The sequence below is a fragment of the Dysgonomonas termitidis genome, assembly GCF_042654545.1.
In the GTDB taxonomy this organism is placed as follows: Bacteria; Bacteroidota; Bacteroidia; order Bacteroidales; family Dysgonomonadaceae; genus Dysgonomonas; species Dysgonomonas termitidis.
On the sequence record NZ_JBHSGN010000063.1, the window covers coordinates 1 to 17,617 of the forward strand.

The 17,617-nt window shown below is 40.1% G+C and carries 13 protein-coding genes; 7 read left to right on the forward strand and 6 right to left on the reverse strand.

The genetic code is table 11. From position 1 onward, the window contains the following. Nucleotides 1–100: 100 nt before the first annotated feature. A complete protein-coding gene (locus ACFO6W_RS08550; RefSeq protein WP_379995310.1) occupies nucleotides 101–829 on the reverse strand; it encodes a GntR family transcriptional regulator in 729 nt (242 codons plus the stop codon). A 147-nt stretch (nucleotides 830–976) separates the two neighbouring features. On the opposite strand from ACFO6W_RS08550, the gene ACFO6W_RS08555 reads away from it, so the two are divergent. From ACFO6W_RS08555 to ACFO6W_RS08585, 7 genes are all read left to right on the forward strand, one after another. Further along, nucleotides 977–2,707, forward strand: coding sequence for a class I mannose-6-phosphate isomerase (locus ACFO6W_RS08555; RefSeq protein ID WP_379995312.1), 1,731 nt, complete (start codon nucleotides 977–979; stop codon nucleotides 2,705–2,707). A gap of 18 nt (nucleotides 2,708–2,725) precedes the next feature. After that, the gene (locus ACFO6W_RS08560; protein ID WP_379995314.1) at nucleotides 2,726–3,886 is read left to right on the forward strand and encodes an MFS transporter; all 1,161 of its coding nucleotides are present in this window, start codon (nucleotides 2,726–2,728) and stop codon (nucleotides 3,884–3,886) included. Between the two features lie 2 nt (nucleotides 3,887–3,888). Continuing rightward, on the forward strand, nucleotides 3,889–4,986 hold the full coding sequence (locus ACFO6W_RS08565; RefSeq protein WP_379995316.1) for an ROK family protein: 1,098 nt from the start codon (nucleotides 3,889–3,891) through the stop codon (nucleotides 4,984–4,986). A 399-nt stretch (nucleotides 4,987–5,385) separates the two neighbouring features. Continuing rightward, complete coding sequence (locus ACFO6W_RS08570; RefSeq protein ID WP_379995318.1) at nucleotides 5,386–6,054, forward strand: hypothetical protein; 669 nt, start codon at nucleotides 5,386–5,388, stop codon at nucleotides 6,052–6,054. 316 nt (nucleotides 6,055–6,370) lie between these two features. Next, the gene (locus ACFO6W_RS08575) at nucleotides 6,371–8,719 is read left to right on the forward strand and encodes a TonB-dependent receptor (RefSeq protein ID WP_379995320.1); all 2,349 of its coding nucleotides are present in this window, start codon (nucleotides 6,371–6,373) and stop codon (nucleotides 8,717–8,719) included. Between the two features lie 19 nt (nucleotides 8,720–8,738). Further along, nucleotides 8,739–9,548, forward strand: a complete 810-nt coding sequence (locus ACFO6W_RS08580) for a DUF4249 domain-containing protein (RefSeq protein ID WP_379995322.1) — start codon at nucleotides 8,739–8,741, stop codon at nucleotides 9,546–9,548. 101 nt (nucleotides 9,549–9,649) lie between these two features. Next, the gene (locus tag ACFO6W_RS08585; protein ID WP_379995324.1) at nucleotides 9,650–10,246 is read left to right on the forward strand and encodes a nitroreductase family protein; all 597 of its coding nucleotides are present in this window, start codon (nucleotides 9,650–9,652) and stop codon (nucleotides 10,244–10,246) included. Between the two features lie 90 nt (nucleotides 10,247–10,336). On the opposite strand, the gene ACFO6W_RS08590 is transcribed toward ACFO6W_RS08585, so the two are convergent. The 5 genes from ACFO6W_RS08590 to ACFO6W_RS08610 all read right to left on the reverse strand — a co-directional run bounded on the left by ACFO6W_RS08590 (nucleotide 10,337) and on the right by ACFO6W_RS08610 (nucleotide 17,610). Beyond that, nucleotides 10,337–12,625, reverse strand: a complete 2,289-nt coding sequence (locus ACFO6W_RS08590) for a tetratricopeptide repeat protein (RefSeq protein WP_379995326.1) — start codon at nucleotides 12,623–12,625, stop codon at nucleotides 10,337–10,339. 13 nt (nucleotides 12,626–12,638) lie between these two features. Further along, a complete protein-coding gene (locus tag ACFO6W_RS08595; RefSeq protein ID WP_379995328.1) occupies nucleotides 12,639–13,214 on the reverse strand; it encodes a DUF3575 domain-containing protein in 576 nt (191 codons plus the stop codon). A gap of 58 nt (nucleotides 13,215–13,272) precedes the next feature. Then, nucleotides 13,273–14,397, reverse strand: a complete 1,125-nt coding sequence (locus ACFO6W_RS08600) for a clostripain-related cysteine peptidase (protein WP_379995330.1) — start codon at nucleotides 14,395–14,397, stop codon at nucleotides 13,273–13,275. Between the two features lie 152 nt (nucleotides 14,398–14,549). Beyond that, nucleotides 14,550–15,473, reverse strand: coding sequence for a peroxiredoxin family protein (locus ACFO6W_RS08605; protein WP_379995333.1), 924 nt, complete (start codon nucleotides 15,471–15,473; stop codon nucleotides 14,550–14,552). Between the two features lie 13 nt (nucleotides 15,474–15,486). Beyond that, nucleotides 15,487–17,610: a fimbrial protein gene (locus tag ACFO6W_RS08610; RefSeq protein ID WP_379995335.1), complete on the reverse strand. Its 2,124-nt coding sequence runs from the start codon at nucleotides 17,608–17,610 to the stop codon at nucleotides 15,487–15,489. Nucleotides 17,611–17,617: the final 7 nt, after the last annotated feature.

A 17,617-nucleotide genomic window follows, 5' to 3' on the forward strand; every position in this document is an offset into this window, starting at 1 on the left:
CTATTTTCTTCAAAACGTAGAAAACAAAAAGTGATCGGAATTTCTTCCGACCACTCCTGTCTGAGAAGAAGGCTTTTTATTTTAAGGTTGTTATGGGGATTTATCTTTGGGCTTCCAGCGTATATGTAAAACTGTCGGCTCTGTAATAGCCGATGTTGTATTCTATTGGCACATCGTTGATATCATATACAAAACGTTTTCGGATGAGTATAGGGTCGTTGGGGGATATTTCCAGCTTATCGGCTATAAAGTCTCCGGCTAATCTGGCGCAGATCTCTTCTTTGGATGTTTTGACAACTATATTGTAATTATGTTCTAACAATTCGTATAAAGGAATATTGAAGTTTTCTTCTCCGGTGAGAGGTATATTGGGATTGAAATAAGATATGAAATACACGAATGGGTATTCTTCGCTTCCGCGAACCCGTTCAAGTTTCAGGCAACGTGTGTCCACTTCCACATTGAAGAAATCGGCCACTTCCTTATATACTTTCTGGGTTCCGATGAAGAGTTCGAAGTTCTTAATCTTTATCCCCAGCATTTTCATTTCCTGGGAGAAGCTCAGCCAGTTTTTTATACCACCGACAAAGCCTTTGCGCGCGACTTTGGTGCCATATCCTTTTCTGCGTACGAGCAGTCCTTCAAATACAAGTTTGTTGATCGCCTGTCGTAGTGTGTTTCGGGATATATTAAATTGTTTGGACAATTCAATTTCTTTGGGCAGAAGCTTCCCGTTTTTGTATTCTTCTTCATCTATCAACCTGCGAAGAAATTCCTCTGCTTGCAGGTGGAGCGGCTTTGAACTTTCACGATTAACTTCTATTTTCATAGCTTATTATTTATTGAATTGTTTAACTGTTATACAAAATAACACAAAAAAATATTGGTAAACAAAAAAAGATGCATATATTTGCACAATGATATATATGTATGAACATAATATATTTTTTGAATAATGTTTAATAAATAATATACTATGAGGAAGCCTAATTATGACAAATATCCTGCAACAAAGACTAAAGGGACTATTATAGAGGGATGGAGTGATATTTTACAGTCATTAAAAGATATGTTAAGTTCATGTTCTACTATCTGTATAGATATGTATGTAGGTGTTCACGAAGAAGAAGTAATATCACATGTTAATAATATAGAACCTGACCTGATATTTAATACAAGGGATTTGTTTAAGTCTGAAAAGGAGATTCGGAAAATGACAGAACGGTTTATGACCGATGATGTCCTGTTCGGCTATGTTACCAATCTGTCAATGATAGACTATTTCGATGTGAAGAAATTGACCGAAGCCCGGGATCAGATAAAAAAATGTAAAGGTACTGTCATTGTCATCGGTAGCGGGGCGTCACTTGTTGTTCCGGATTCAGCTTGTGTTATATATATTGATATGGCGCGATGGGAGATCCAGCAGCGATTCCGTTCACGCAGTATTATGGCTTTGGGGTTGGACGACAGAGATGAAGCCATTTCTTTGCAGCATAAACGCGGATATTTTAACGATTGGAAAATATGTGACGCGCATAAGAACACCTTATATAACAAGGTTTCGTATTGGATGGACACTCACGTTAAAGAGCAACCGAAAATGATAGACAGGGAGACTTTCTTCAATGGTATTGAAGCAACAATAAAGAAGCCTTTCCGGGTAGTTCCGTTCTTTGATCCGGCGCCATGGGGCGGCCAGTGGATGAGAGAGACATTCGATCTGGATAAGGGAAATGTGAATTATGGGTGGTGTTTCGATTGTGTCCCCGAAGAGAATAGCCTGTTTCTGGATGTTAACGGTACTGTCTTCGAAATGCCTTCTGTAAATTTGGTATTGCTCAAAAGCCGTGAATTATTAGGAGAACCTGTCGAATCCCGTTTTGGAAAGGAGTTTCCTATCCGGTTCGATTTTCTGGACACTGTACAGGGTGGAAGCCTGAGCCTTCAGGTGCATCCGACAACACAGTTTGTACACGAATCCTTTGGCATACATTATACACAGGACGAGAGTTACTACATGGTTGATGCCAAAGAAGATGCTGTTGTATATCTCGGACTGAAAACAGGGATAGACAAGGACGAAATGATTCGCGATCTGGAAAAGGCTGAAAAAGGTGAGATCGTATTCGATGCAGACAAGTACGCAAATAAGATCCCTGCCAAGAAACACGACCACTTCCTGATACCGGGTGGAACCGTACATTGTTCCGGACCACAGGGGGTTGTGCTCGAAATCAGTTCTACTCCCAATCTGTTTACATTCAAACTCTGGGACTGGGAGCGATTGGGGCTTGACGGGAAGCCTCGCCCGATAAATGTGCAAAGGGGGAAAAAAGTAATTGACTGGACAAGGGATACGGAATATACACACAAGAATCTGGTGAATGTATGTTCTACTGTATCTGAAGGCGATGGGTGGCTGGAAGAGAAAACAGGATTGCACCCGAACGAATTTATTGAGACAAGAAGATTCCGCTTTTCGAAAAAGACATCTCATAAAACCAATAATAGCGTAAATGTATTGAACCTTGTAGAAGGTGAGGAAGTTATAATAGAAGACCCTAAAGGGGTGTTCGAACCTTTTGTTGTACATTATGCGGAAACATTTATAATACCGGCGGCTTTGGAAGAATATACAATTACCCCTACCGGAAAATCCGTGGGGCAGGAATGTATTGTAATAAAAGCATATGTGCGGTTTTAACAATATCGAGCTAAACTTATGACTGAAAATAAATCAAATACCATTAAAATACTTATACCCATCCTGTTCAGCTTCTTTGTGATGGGAATGGTGGATATAGTCGGACTTTCGACTAATTACCTGAAAAAGGACTTCTCCCTCGATGAACTCACATCCAGTATTATACCTATGATGGTATTTTTCTGGTTTGCGATATTTTCAATACCGACGGGATTGTTAATGAACCGGATAGGACGGAAGAAAACCGTATTACTGGCTATTCTGATCGAATGTATTTCATTGATATTACCTTTTTTCTTCTACGATTTCTACGTGGTGATTTTCTCATTCGCCCTTTTGGGGATTGGAAATACCATACTGCAAGTTTCCCTGAATCCTTTGGTAGCAAGTATTGTACATGACAGCAAGCTCGCGGGGACTCTGACTTTCGGGCAGTTCATCAAGGCTGTATCTTCTTTCGTAGGGCCTATTATAGCCAGTATGGCTGTGAAGAACTACGGGGACTGGAAACTTATTCTGCCTGTGTTTGCCATAACATCGCTTATCTCATTTGTCTGGTTATATTCTGTTCCCATCAGGAGGGAAGAAAATGTGGATACAAAACAGGCTTCTTTTGGGAATACATTAGGATTACTGAAAGACAGCCTTATCTTACAGATGTTTCTGGGTATTCTGTTAATAGTGGGTATTGATGTCTGTATGAATGTAAATACTCCCCAATTGCTGGAGCAAAGGCTCGGTTTTACTACTGACGATGCTACATTGGGTTCCAGTCTTTATTTCGGAGCAAGAACATTCGGCGCGTTCTTAGGATCGGTTCTTCTCCTGAAGATTAATCCGTCCAGGTTTATGAAAACCAATATGCTGATTGCCATACCGGCATTTCTTATGTTAATGTTTTTATCAGACAAATGGTTGTTGTTTGCTGCTGTATTTATAATCGGCCTGACATGTGCCAATGTGTTTTCCATCATATTTTCAGTTGCTATGCAATACCGTCCGCAAAAGGCGAATGAAATATCATCATTGATGATAATGGGCGTTGCCGGAGGTGCTGTAGTGACGCCGTTAGTAGGAGTTGTGGCGAAACATTTCGGCCTCGGCATCAGTTTCGGTGTTTTATTGCTAAGTGCAGCTTATATCTATATATTATCGCTTAAATTTGAGAAAAAATCATAATTATGTATATTAACGATCAACGGATAGTATTGACACTCGATGCCGGGGGGACAAATTTTGTATTCTCAGCTGTTCAGGCATATAAGGAAGTTGGGGAGCATCTGGTTCTGCCTGCTGTCTCCGACGATTTGGATAAATGCCTGGAAGTGCTGGTGCATGGCTTTGAAACTATTAAGGCCGGCCTGGAAGCCGAACCTGTGGCGATAAGCTTTGCGTTTCCGGGGCCTGCCGATTATAAGAATGGGATAATAGGAGACTTACCCAACTTTAGTGCTTTTCGCAATGGGGTCGCGTTAGGCCCGTATCTTCACAATAAATTTAAAATCCCGGTATATATCAACAACGATGGAAATTTGTTTGCGTATGGTGAAGCCTTGCACGGAGCATTACCGATGGTTAACTACTGGCTGGGGAATGCCGGGAATCCGAAACGTTATTCAAACTTATTAGGTGTAACATTAGGAACAGGTTTTGGCGCGGGAGTAGTTATAAATAAAGTGCTCCTTACCGGAGATAACGGGTGTGGCGCCGATGTCTGGATAATGAAAAACAAAAAATACCCGGAATATATCGTTGAAGAAAGTGTAAGCATACGCGCCGTCAAAAGGGTTTATCAGGAATTATCGGGGCAGGATAGTACGGGTCTTACACCTAAAGATATATATGACATAGCAGAAGGGAATATCTCCGGCAACCGCGAAGCAGCTATCAGGAGTTTCGAGGAGATGGGTGAAATGATAGGTGATGTGATGACATATGCACTCACTATTGTAGACGGTATCCTTGTTATCGGCGGTGGACTCACAGGGGCTTCGAAATATATACTTAATGGTATAATGAAAGAATTGCAGGGAAACGTAAGGATGTTCGGTGGAGCTTCTTTCTCTAAAACACAGATGGATATATATAATCTGATGGATGAAGGGGATAGAAGTCGATTTTTACAAAACGAAGACGTACAGATAAAAGTTCCCGGAAGCGACGAATTTGTTCATTATAATAGATCGAAAAAGACAGGAGTGATTATTTCGCATATAGGGACCAGTGAAGCAGTTATGTATGGAGCTTATGCATACGCGTTGCAGCAATTGGATAATTAAAATTTAAGTAAAAAGAGATAGGGTTTAGGTTTCCGGTTTGTTTAAAGAGATATACCATGATGTGTTACAACTGTCATGGTATATTTATTTTATCTGTATGTGTTAATTTTTTATTAAGATTCATTATAAGCGACTTATATGCAGTAGTATTGGGAGAGGCCGGCCGGGATTTCTTATATTCAGCTAATATCAGTTTATAACAGATATTTCTTCAATCAGATTAATTATTCATACCTTTGGCCCTGTAAAACGAGTGAACCTCTGCTCCCGCGCGATCGCATCGCGTGAGGGCAGAAGGTGGAAGGAGCAGAGGAATCTTCCTTAAATCCGCTAATTACATCTAAAATGTTAAAATTCTGTATAAATAGAAATCCCGTTTATCTATATAAATAAACGATTATGGCAAAGTACAATGCAGATTTGACAGAAAAGATTGTAAACCTGATTGAAGAGGAGTTTTTTACTGTATCGCAGGTATGCAAGGCGGTAAACATCAGCAGGGAGACCTTTTACAGCTGGATGAATACCAGAGACGATTTTCGTAGCGAAGTGGAACAGGCGGTAGCACGCCGTGAAGCCGAACTGATGACGATGGTGCATGCGTCGCTGAAAAAGAAGCTCGAAGGTTATTACACAACGGTAGAAAAAGATATTTATGTCCCCGGTGAATATACAGGTGAACTTGTCTTTAAGCAAAAGACAATTACCAAAAAAGAATGCCCGCCCGACCTGAGGACAATAAAGATGTTACTGGACAGACAGGATAAAAGCCCCACCCGGCTTCCCCGGAGGGAAGAGAAAGCAGCTGAGGGATGCGCAATGAAGAATGAATCCGGGCCCTTGGATAAAACAGAAGAAACAGATAATGGTATGGAACAAAAAGCGATAGAAGAAATATTGGAAACCTGTGCCGAGGCAATCACCGGGTATCCTCCGAAAAACGAACATATAGAAAGGGATATGAAAATACTGACTTCTTCCCAAAAAAGGAAAGCCGAACATAAAAGGAAGAAAGATAAGGCCCTGCTGGCAGTTATAAGTGATGAGTTTTTAAGTAATAAGTGCTAACGCGCCACGACTGTTAACTGATGACTGCTAACTGTTAACTGACAAAAGTGTCAGATGTGTCAGGTTTTAACAAAAACAGATACAAGTAGACGAGTAAACCAGTAGACAAGTTTTAATCTTGTATCTCGTATCTCGTTTACTTGTCAAATGATCTCTGTTTTCTGTTTCTTGCTGAAAGCGAAAATTTAACAGATAATTCTTAATTATTCATCGGGAAATAAAATTAATTCATCGATTTATCGTTGTCTATAGATGAATGAAGAGGTAATTTTAACCTATGAAGTAATTTAGGTACTAATATTAAACTAATTAACGTATGACACTACATTTTAACTCAACCCAAAGGGTGAGATTTATATTTTTCTCCGGGTTGATTTTATTCTTTTTATTTTCAAACTTCACAAATGCCCAGACTTATAAAATAAAAGGAGTAGTTTATGATTCACGGACGAAAGAATCGCTGATCGGAGTTCCTATAATCGTGAAAAATAATCAGGGGCGGGGTGTTGCTTCCGACGAGAAAGGAGACTATACATTGACTCTTCCCAAAGGTAATTATACATTACAGATAGAGTACATAGGTTACGAGAAAAAGGAAATTGAAATTTCTCTCTCTAAAGATATGCGTCAGGAGATAGAACTCAAGCAATCTGCTATCGGGTTGAAAGAGATCGTTGTCTCGGGCGAACGTGCCGACGCCAACGTTTCATCACCTCAGACAGGTGTGGAGCGGCTCGAAATAGAGAAGATAAATAAATTGCCTGTATTATTGGGGGAACGCGACATTATTAAAACGATCCAGCTTACACCCGGAGTGCAGGGGGCAGGAGAAGGAAGTTCCGGCTTTTATGTACGGGGAGGTAGTGCCGACCAGAATATGATACTGCTGGATAATGTACCTTTATATAATGCATCGCATTTGATGGGATTCTTTTCAACGTTTAATTCTGATGTGCTTCGCGATGTAACTTTATATAAAGGTGCCATGCCATCTCCATATGGGGAGCGTCTGGCTTCGGTACTCGATGTGCAGCAACGTAACGGGGACAATCAGGATTATCATGTATCGGGAGGTATCGGGCTTATTTCGTCCAAGCTGAATGTTGAAGGCCCCATCCAAAAAGGTAAGTCATCATTCCTCATTGGTGCCAGACGCACCTACGCCGATGCTATGGCCCGTTTGTCGGGTGCTAAAGACGCTCAGAATGCTTATCTCTATTTTTATGACCTGAATGCCAAAGTGCATTTTAGTTTATCGGATAAAGACCAGCTTTCTTTTTCCGGATATCTGGGACGGGATAAAATGGTGCTGAAAGATGCTGCTGAAATCAACTGGGGCAATATGTTCGGTAATCTGAAATGGAACAGGGTTATCAATAGCAAATGGAACTCGGGTACATCGGTGTTTTACAATCAGTACAATTACTATTTCGGAATGGAAATAGGGATGGATATGAATGGTAGGGCAAAGATAAAAGATTACGGAGTAAGGCAGGAGTTTATCTTTCAGCCCAATAAAAACAGCCTGTGGAAAATGGGGTTAAGTTCGACCTATCATGATATAGGCCCCGGTGATTATGAACTGAATGCCGAGCAAAATAATTCATTGAACCTGCTTCACCGTTATTCTTCGGAGAATGCAATATATGCCTCTAATGAAATTAAGTTGTCTGATAAACTGGAAATTATCTATGGTTTGCGTCTGTCTGCATTCATGGCGTTAGGAAAAGGTGAATTTTATAACCTGGATGAAGAAAATAATGTGACCGACAGTGTGTGGTATAAAGGCGGTAAAGTAGTTAAGACTTATGTGAATCTCGAGCCCCGCCTATCGGCTGCGTATAAACTCAACAAAGTATCATCTGTAAAGGCTGCTTATGCACGTACAGTCCAGAATATGCATTTGCTGACTTACGCGGCACAGGGTACACCGTTCGACCGTTGGACATCGAGTTCGAATAATATTAAGCCGCAGGTCGCCGACCAGGTTTCCATAGGCTATTTCCGTAATTTTTCTAATAATATGTTCGAATTTAGTGTAGAGACTTATTATAAAGATATGCGGAACCAGATAGATTATAAAGATAATGCTAACTTTCAGACATATAATGCGGTAGAGACTGAGCTGCTATATGGTAAAGGGCGCGCTTACGGTCTTGAACTGATGTTTAAAAAGAAATTGGGACGTCTGACCGGATGGGTCGGTTATACACTATCCAAATCGGAGAAAAAGATTGATGGAATAAATGAAGATAAATGGTATAATGCTTATCAGGACAGGACACATGACCTCTCTATCGTGGGAGTTTACGAACTGAACCGCAAGTGGACGCTGTCTGCCGCGTGGGTATATTATACAGGTAACGCGATTACTTACCCGAGTGGTAAATATCAGATAAACGGAAAAGATGTGATGTATTACGCCGAAAGAAACGGTTACCGTATGCCGGACTATCACCGTCTGGATCTGGGGGCGACCTGCCTGTTGAAAAAGACCTCGAAATTCGAATCGGAGCTGGCATTCAGCCTTTATAACGCTTATGGAAGAGAAAATGCTTATATGATTCGTTTCCGTACCAATAATGACGATACAAGCAAGACATCGGCCTATCAGTATTCATTATTCAGATTCGTTCCTTCAATTACATGGAATTTTAAGTTTTAACTCCAATTAATAAGATATTATGACCAATATATTCAAAATATGTAAATTGACGGCTGCAATAGTATTATTAATCTTTACAGCCTATTCCTGCGAAAAAGAAATTGATGTGGATCTCCGTACGGTACCTCCGCGTATAGTAATTGAAGGGATGGTCCCGCAAAATACACTGGCGATGGTACGCGTAAGCCAAACATTGGATTTTGGCGATAATAGCGGTTATCCGTTCCTGAAAGGCGCTATTGTCAAAATATCGGACGATGCCGGGAATTCGGATATACTGGAGCAGGATAATACCGGATGGTATGTAGCCCAGAAAATGAAGGGGGAAGAAGGGCGGACATACAGCCTGTATGTGAATTATGAAGGTAAAGAATATACAGCTGTATCGAGGATGCCGAAGCAGGTGAAATTAGATTCGCTCACAATAACTAAGATTTTGGCAATGGATTATGGTCTACCGATGGTGCATTTCACAGACCCGGTTGGGAAAGAGAATGAGTATTACCGTTGCCTGGTGTACATAAATGGTAAGCAGCGGGCAGATGTCGGTGAGATTGTGATAAACACTGAAAATACCGATGGTAGCGATATGCACATGCCGCTCACGGTATTTTCTGCGAATGAAGATGTCGATCCTATCCAGCAGAATGACGAGTTGTTGATTGAATTTCAGAGTGTGGATAAGCCGTCTTATACGTTTTTCGAAAATCTGAGTCAGGCTGAAAATTCCCTGAACAATCCTACAACAAATATCAAAGGGGGAGCTTTGGGTATCTTTAGCGCATACTCTTACGACCGGAAGTCTATCATAGCAAAATGGGAGGAGTAATTAGCTATATATTATCCGATTAGAAAATAGTTAAAAAAATAATTTATATATTGTCGGTGGTTTTGTGGAACCACCGGCTTTATTAATTCAATAAAATAAATATGAAAAGTAAATCTGTATTACTCTGTACATTTATAACAGTTATGCTATTTTCAGGTTGTAACGGATCGGATAATGACAAAATTTCAAAGAAGGAGACGATACTTTCTGTTATACATGGAAGAAAGAGTGTCCGAAGCTTTATAAAGGACAGGCCTGTATCGAACGAAGATATTCAAACGCTTATTAGATCCGGAATGGCTGCGCCTTCGGGTAAAGATACACGTCCGTGGGAATTTGTTGTTATAAACGAAAGGGATATTCTGGACAGGCTGGCCGAAGAGCTGCCGACAGCTAAAATGCTTTCCCAGGCTCCTGTGGCTATTGTAGTCTGTGGTGATACAACGAAATCCTCTTACTGGTATCTGGATTGTTCCGCTGCGACACAAAATATTTTGCTGACAGCTGAAGCCTTGGGTCTAGGTGCTGTATGGACGGCTGCTTATCCTTATCCGGACCGGATGGGAACTGTGAGTAGAAATATAAAATTACCTTCTCAAATATTACCATTGGTGGTCATCCCGGTAGGCTATCCGAGGGGACCGCAAAGTGTGAAGGATAAATATGATGAGAAAAAGATACATATGAATAAATGGTAGTATATTTTGGCGGTTACACAAAAAACTCTCTAATTTAAATGCTTAGAGAGTTTTTGTTTCTGTATTTCCTGTCGCCTTCAACAACCGGACCTAAATAGCAGCGTCAGCTTCTATCTTATCCAATTTAGGTTTTAGTTTATATGTATTTATCAGGTTTTTGGTTTCCATATCCCGTGGCGCCCTGTATATTTTGGAATTATCAAGTTCACAGGCTTTTAATAAGTATTCTACAGCTAAGTCTTTCTTATTCAGCCGGTAACAAACTATGGCTAAAAGATAGTTTACATTGGCTGTCTGTTCCAACTGTACCAGCAGGTTGTAGGCTCTGTCATTATACCCCATACTGGTAAAACACAATGCTGTATTGTAATCCGGATAGTTGGCTAATATTTCCAGAGCTTCCCAGTATTGGCGGTTTTTCAGTAAGCGTAAGCCCTCATAATATTCACTTCGGAATTCGCTTTGTATAGAATCTGTGGAAACCATTCCCGGGCGGCTCATATTGAATGCTAATTCCACTTTATGCAGTTTAGGATAAATAGAATCATGTATGATTCTATAGTCTTCTTTATATTGCTTTTTGATTTCTTCTTCGCAGGCATCGGGGAATGTCGCATTGGAGATCATATGTAATATCTCGCCTTTGTGTTCAATATCATCTCTTTTTTGGAGAAGTCTTACTAATCCGTTCCAGTCTTCTCCGATATATCGTACTTTGAAGACATTTTCTATATCCATGCCGGCTCCGTATGTTCTTCTCAGATGGTCTTTGATCGCGTCTGCACGCTGTTTACTGAGGTATGCGTTATTGTCGAAAGATCCGTCAAGAGCAGTAGAGGCAGTCATTACCACACTATCCATATCCAAGCCTTTCTCCTTCGTGAAAACATTGTAAGTGTTGATGAGGGTATCGATCTGCATCCTGTTATTTTCGTGCCGCACGTTGAATACGGCTTTCCCTGTGGCAAATTTAGGATAAATGGTCAAAAGGCTGTACATATTCCGATACAGCTTGGTTTTCTTTACTGTTAACGTTGTATCTATCAGCTGGTCTATAGATGATATAAGGTAGGTAAGCGTATCCATTCCGGGGAAGGTGTATCCGCTTTCATCTATTGCGCGTGCATGCCCTTTCATCGTGATGCGGATTTTTTTCAGTCCCGCAGTTACCGGATATTCATGATTGTAGAGATATACAAAGTCAGAACCGGGATCAGCTATACTGTCGAGCTTCACATCTTTACGGATTTCGTAAGGGATCAGTTCTCGGAATTTATAGTTTTTGAGACTGTCCTTCATTTCATTCTCTATAATCTTATTATAGAAATAGCGGTGTTTTGAGATGTCTACAGAATCATTTTCGCTTACGGCATGGCTTTTAATATCTTCGACGGTATGTCCTTCTGTATGCATTTCTTTAAATTTCCGGGGTACTGATTTTTCTTTGATCTCCCGCTTTAACCTGTATTGAGGTAGTAGTCCTGCCCGTTTTTCAAATTTTTTATTGAAGCTTGCACTAATACCGGTAGTATCTTTATCTGTAGCCAGGTTCTTTACTTTAAGGAATTCTGCTTCCCTCTGGTACTTATGCCACAAAGCCAGGCGATTGGCTTCCTGTTTAGCATTGAATGTCATATAACGGTCATCCATCATCTTTTTCCATTTCTGGTAATCCATCATATCATTCCATTCCGATTTATAGAGGCCGAGATAAAGGCTCTGACGGTCAAATATATCCTGGGCGATACCCTTCCTGTCAAGAAATACGCTGTCATAATCCTTTTTGTCCACGATAGATGCCAGATATTCACCATAAGCTTCATAACCGCTTTGTTGCTTATTGTAGAACTCTTCACCTTTTATGATTAAATCTTTTAAAGGTACTACAGAATCATTATGCAGTAATTGGGGGCTGAGTGTAATGCTCCAGTTTGATGAAATTAATTCTTTAGGAACCCGTACAAGGAAATTTACCGATACACGGCCATCCCGTTCAGGAGTGAAGCTGGAACGGGAAGTTACCACCACTTCATTTAGACGGTAGACGGTATTTGCATCCAGCTTATTAGTGGTGCTATACGTCGTCTCATTACTTTTCCCATCTTCTTTATTTGTATAATTAACGATCTCGGAAAGCATACCTCCCGAAGAAAAAGAATCCCCGATCTCATCTCCTGGCGGCAATTCGAGTTTCACATTCTTATATTGCATATAAAGTGCTTCTGTCATTATTTTTTCCGAACGGCACGACATTACGGCCAATGAAATAGAACCGACAGTCAATATGCTGTAAGTTATAGACTTTAAGGATCTTATTGCATGTTTTCTGCTCTTTTCCTCAACGTTATTTTCTGTTCTTTTACAATCTTCTCTTTTCATAAATCCTTTTATATCAGAATAAATAAACCAAACTTATAGCAGCCTTATTTGGGGACAGAAAGAATCCTGACCCTTCATCTATTTTTTCCCCGCATTTTATGCAGGGATATTTATCATAACTTGAATATACACCACCTATGCCTAACTCGAACTCCAGGTTCCACCGCCTTTGAATGGGTTTTGAAAACCCGAACGATATTCCTCCTCCATAACCCATTCCGTCGTAGCGGTAATCACTGCCGAATAGCCCGCCGATGTTGTACCTGCTGATAATTGCGTTGAAACCTATAAAATAACTATAACTGTAGGTCTCATTGAACCAGTAGCGTGTGCCAGGCAGGAATGTCAGATTTTTCATCTTCTTGTTATCTGGAAATGTCCAAGGATTATATTGCGCATGTAAATGAAGTGTCCATTGGTTACTGACAACAGCCGAACCTTCTATATTCAGCGTGGTGGTCGCTAAGCCCAGCAAATCTGTCTTAACGGAGTAGAATTGGGCGCTTGCTTTGTTTATAGTGCCTAATAGCAGTATCGTTCCCAACAACACGATTTTTAACTCTCGTGTATTTAACAACCTCTTTATCATTTTATCTCTTATATTTTGGGTTTTCCTTACATTTTCCGGCATATTTACCTTTAGCTGATCAATTTTCTGAAATTTTTTTGTACCATCTCAGTTTCTGATATTCTGTATTTAGATATGGAAACTGTTCCTGTTGGATATAGGTGGTCAATCCCGAGTGTTTTTTTATCTCAAAACCGTTATATCCATCCATGAATGCCGGAGTGGCTGCTTTATAGATAATACAGGAATTAATAGCTTTTGATAGTTCCTGTTTTTGTATATCGGTTTGCAGATATGATGAAAAATAATCTTCAAAATCGAAAAATAAATGATATGAATATCTGTCGAAATGCTGGATTGCATTTAAATCGACCGTCCTATTTATATCATAACTCTTTTTTACAGTATTGGCGAGTGCGTCCAATTCAGAGGTTTTTATTATACTCAGCGTTGCGGAATTGAGAAATCCCGATTGCGAGTTGAAATAATTAAATGCCGATTGTGCAAATCCTTTCAGGTTGACAGGAGACTCATACAGATAGCTTATGGCAGACTGTTTATAAATCCCGGTAAATCCCGGGGAGACTATTTCGGCAGACGAAGCAAGTATATAATCGGTTTTATCTTTGAGTTCGTATGCAACTTCAATACCGGACATAAAGCAGGCTTCGAAGATTATAAAATCGAAGGAGTTGTCGGGAATAGCATTAACGAAATTTGCCAGGTCCATTTCCTGCTTATTATCCATTAGTACCGATTTGGGGCTTTTCAATGTTTCCTGAGGCAACCATCCTGAAGCATGTGAAAATAAGATCAAGCCATATGACGGTGCCGGATACATTGTTTTGACTTCTTTTATAACACGATTAAAAACTTTGCTGTCAGCAGAATTCTCCTCTTCATATGTGTGTATAACTTCTTTTATAGGGTTTCCTTCACGGCATGTGCATATTTCTATCAACTGCGGAGATGCATCAGACGGATCGCTGTAAATCAAAAGCTTACCTTCGATATTTTTATTCCAACCCTGACGGATAGCTTCTGTTTTCTCGTAGACTTCGTCAGACAGGCTGTTGTCCCCTCCAAGATAAATGAGTATTACCCTGTTTACGGGGGGAATATCTTCATCATATATACAGGAAACGGATAGTATCGCTGTTAATATAATTATGGTTGTTTTGAATATTTTTCTGCCGATAGTCATTAATATTATTTTTTAGAAGAGATTAATTTCTTTTTTAATAAATCCTGCGAATCTCCCGACTCACAGGATTTCAGACTTTACAAAACTACACATATCTTCAACTTCGGTGTTTCCGATATGTGGATGAAGACAAATTTTTATGATCCATAGTATTAGTGAAGGGCTTTTTCTTCATTGTCTATTGTATTTATATCAGATCCATCATGTTTAAGCAAATCAAATTCATCTAATGACTCGAACCGGTCTACAATTAGTCCTTTAGAATCAATTAAATACATTGCCGGAACTGCTGCTATTCCATAATTTTTGAAATTATCGCTACTGAATGATTGATAGTCACACAGTTTATTTTTCCAGGGAAGCCTCTTGGCGTGTTTCGTATATAATATTTCGTCCGTATCAGCTGACAGGCTGATTATATCTATACCCTTATTGAGTAATTCTTTGTACCGGCTGCTTACATTGGCTAATAATGATTCACAATCGGGACAATTGCTGTCATAGAAGATAATAAGCCTTTTTTCTCCTTCTGTGTTATTTCCTGCCGGTTTCGTACCTGTCAGGGCAGGCGCTTTTGTGCCCGGAAGCATGATAGCGGTGAGTAGTCGCATGGCTATTTCGCTGTCCTCATTTGCATTTATATTTATTCCATGGGAATATGCGGCCAGGCAGGCGGTTACTTTTTTCTGATCCATTTCCATTAATATATCGGCTGATTTACGAACCAATGGTTTGCTGACTTCAGGGCTTTCTATCGCAATACGTTCGAGTATTCTCTTTGAAATATATGTAAATTCTTCAGCCGGAAAAGACCGTACATTGTTTCCGAAGAGATTTATCCAGTCTTCAATAAATGTGTCCCATAGGGGCGAATTGTATAATTTCGTGAAGTTTAAGGAATCGCACACATATGATTTCATAGCTTCTTTGTCAGCATCCGTATTTACCGATTTCAGCTGATAGTAACAGCGTTCTATTTCAGTATAATTCTCCATTGGCCGGGATTGGCTATGTGAACATGAAATAGCAGATAGTAACGCTATAGTGTGCATATATACGAGGGTATTATGTATCATGTTTTTTTTCATCTTATTCTCCGGCTTTTTTCTGTATCAATTGGCCTACATACGATTCCTGAGATATACCATTTGTATCCGTATATTTAATATAAAAATTAATGACTTTGGTATAAGAATCGAGATTCTCGCGTACTGTAACATTTGAAAAACCGGAACTTTTGGTTGCTGCCGGAACAGGTGTAGAGTTAGTAGATACGATCGTCCCATTGTATTTGGCTATTCCGCTCCATGCTACGTTAGCTGTAGCAGTTATCTTTACAACAGAATTGGCTGAAGGTAAATCTATGTCGTTGGGTTCCATGCTGAAAAGACCTACGTATGCCGGAACTGTTCTCTTGAAAGTGAGTGTTTTCGTAATATCGTTTCCTGAATCGCCGGTAAAGGTCGTAGAGAATGACAGTGTTGTGGCAAACTTTGTACCCGCAACAGGAGTATCGTCACTCGACGGTATGAAGTGGAACGTTATATCTGCTGCCTGGGCGGAAGTCCCTCCTATATTGTACGGCGCTTCCAACGGATGCGACATACTTAGAATTGTGTTAGGGAAGGCATTGTTATTCGTATCGTCCGATGCCGAGTACTTCCAGCGTGCATTTGTCCTGATATTTACATTATAAATCAGGCTTTGATTTTCAGCTCCGAAGTCTATAATGTCTCCATCTGTGAGATCTTTGAATTCAAAAAGAGGGTCGACGCTATAATAGGTTATTCTCTTTACCAGGTTTCCGGCAAGGATATCCAGATATCCGACCTCCGCCTTATCTGCGGCTGAGGTATTTACGATCAAACCTATCTGGGTGGAGCCTGTATTTCCTTGTATATTGGTTACTTTTAGCCAGTCCGGATTTGTTTTATTATTCGTGTCACTTATTTTTATTTTCCAGCCCTCTGGTTCATCGGTACTTATTACCAGTTTTGAGGCTTCTTCTGTTCCATTAAGATTTTTTCCTGAGTAGGACAAGAACTCTCCTATATCTACGCCAAGCATATATCGTCCGTTAAAAACAATGTCTTTTATGAGTCCCTCATCATATATTATAGGTTTAATATCCAGATTTGAACGAACCATATATGACGCCAGTGCTTCTTCCAGGGAGGGTAGTCCTGCGCCTGTAACGCCGTTTATTTCTATTTCATATCTGTAATTGCGTAAAATAGGCATGTAATCGCCTTTATCGATACCTGTACCAGTTTCGGGGTACGTAAAGTCAACGCGGTAGAAAGACGAGTTACTTGCACTGTTGTATTTTCCTTCTATGATCAGGCATGTTGCATTTTTACGGTCGGCGTGGTCATAGCCATTATCATCGCTGGCGGCATCGGCCTCGAAAGCATATATTTCACCATTGAAGGAGGTTAATCCGCCGGCTTCATATTTTATCGCATTTCCTGTTCCTAACTTACGTCCGGTAGAAGCCGGAAGGTTTGGACTGGTTGCAGCAGCAGATGAAAGTTCCCCCTGAGAGTTCCAGGTGGGGGCGATGTATCCGTTGGTATTGTAATTGCAAAGGTAAATATTGGACAATTTGAATGTAGCAGGAGTCACAGATGCATTTATTTTTAGGTCTATACGTGCCAGCATCCTGACTAAGGATACATTTGTTATGTGCATTCCTGTTGTGATATTTATTTTGCCGGTTTCGGCTATCATTGGTATGTTCCTGTAAATGCCGGAGCCGTCGGCTTCCCATTTACCCTCATTGGAATATTCCAGCAGAGATAATACTTCCTCCTTTGTAGATACACCCTCGGTAAGGGTACTTGAAATATTATCTACTTTTGTCCGGGCATTGGCTACCAGTAATATATTGCAATCGGTATCTTCCTCTATTACAGCATGGAATTTTGCTGTGCCATATGCATTTTTGATATTTGTAGCTTTCTTATGATAGATAAAAGTCTGGTTGCCCAAATTATTTACTTTAAAAATAAACACGTCGACTTCGTTAACTTCATTTTCCTTTGTTTCGTCCATGGAATATGTGGATGGGAGATTCAGACCCGGAATATTTAGAGTAAAATTTATTGCATGCTTTGATATATCATCCGGTTCAAAGTCCGTCTCTTCACTGCGACATGAGAATATCAGGGGCAATATAGAGATAAACAGCAGATAAAGGATTCTGTATCTCATTTTTATA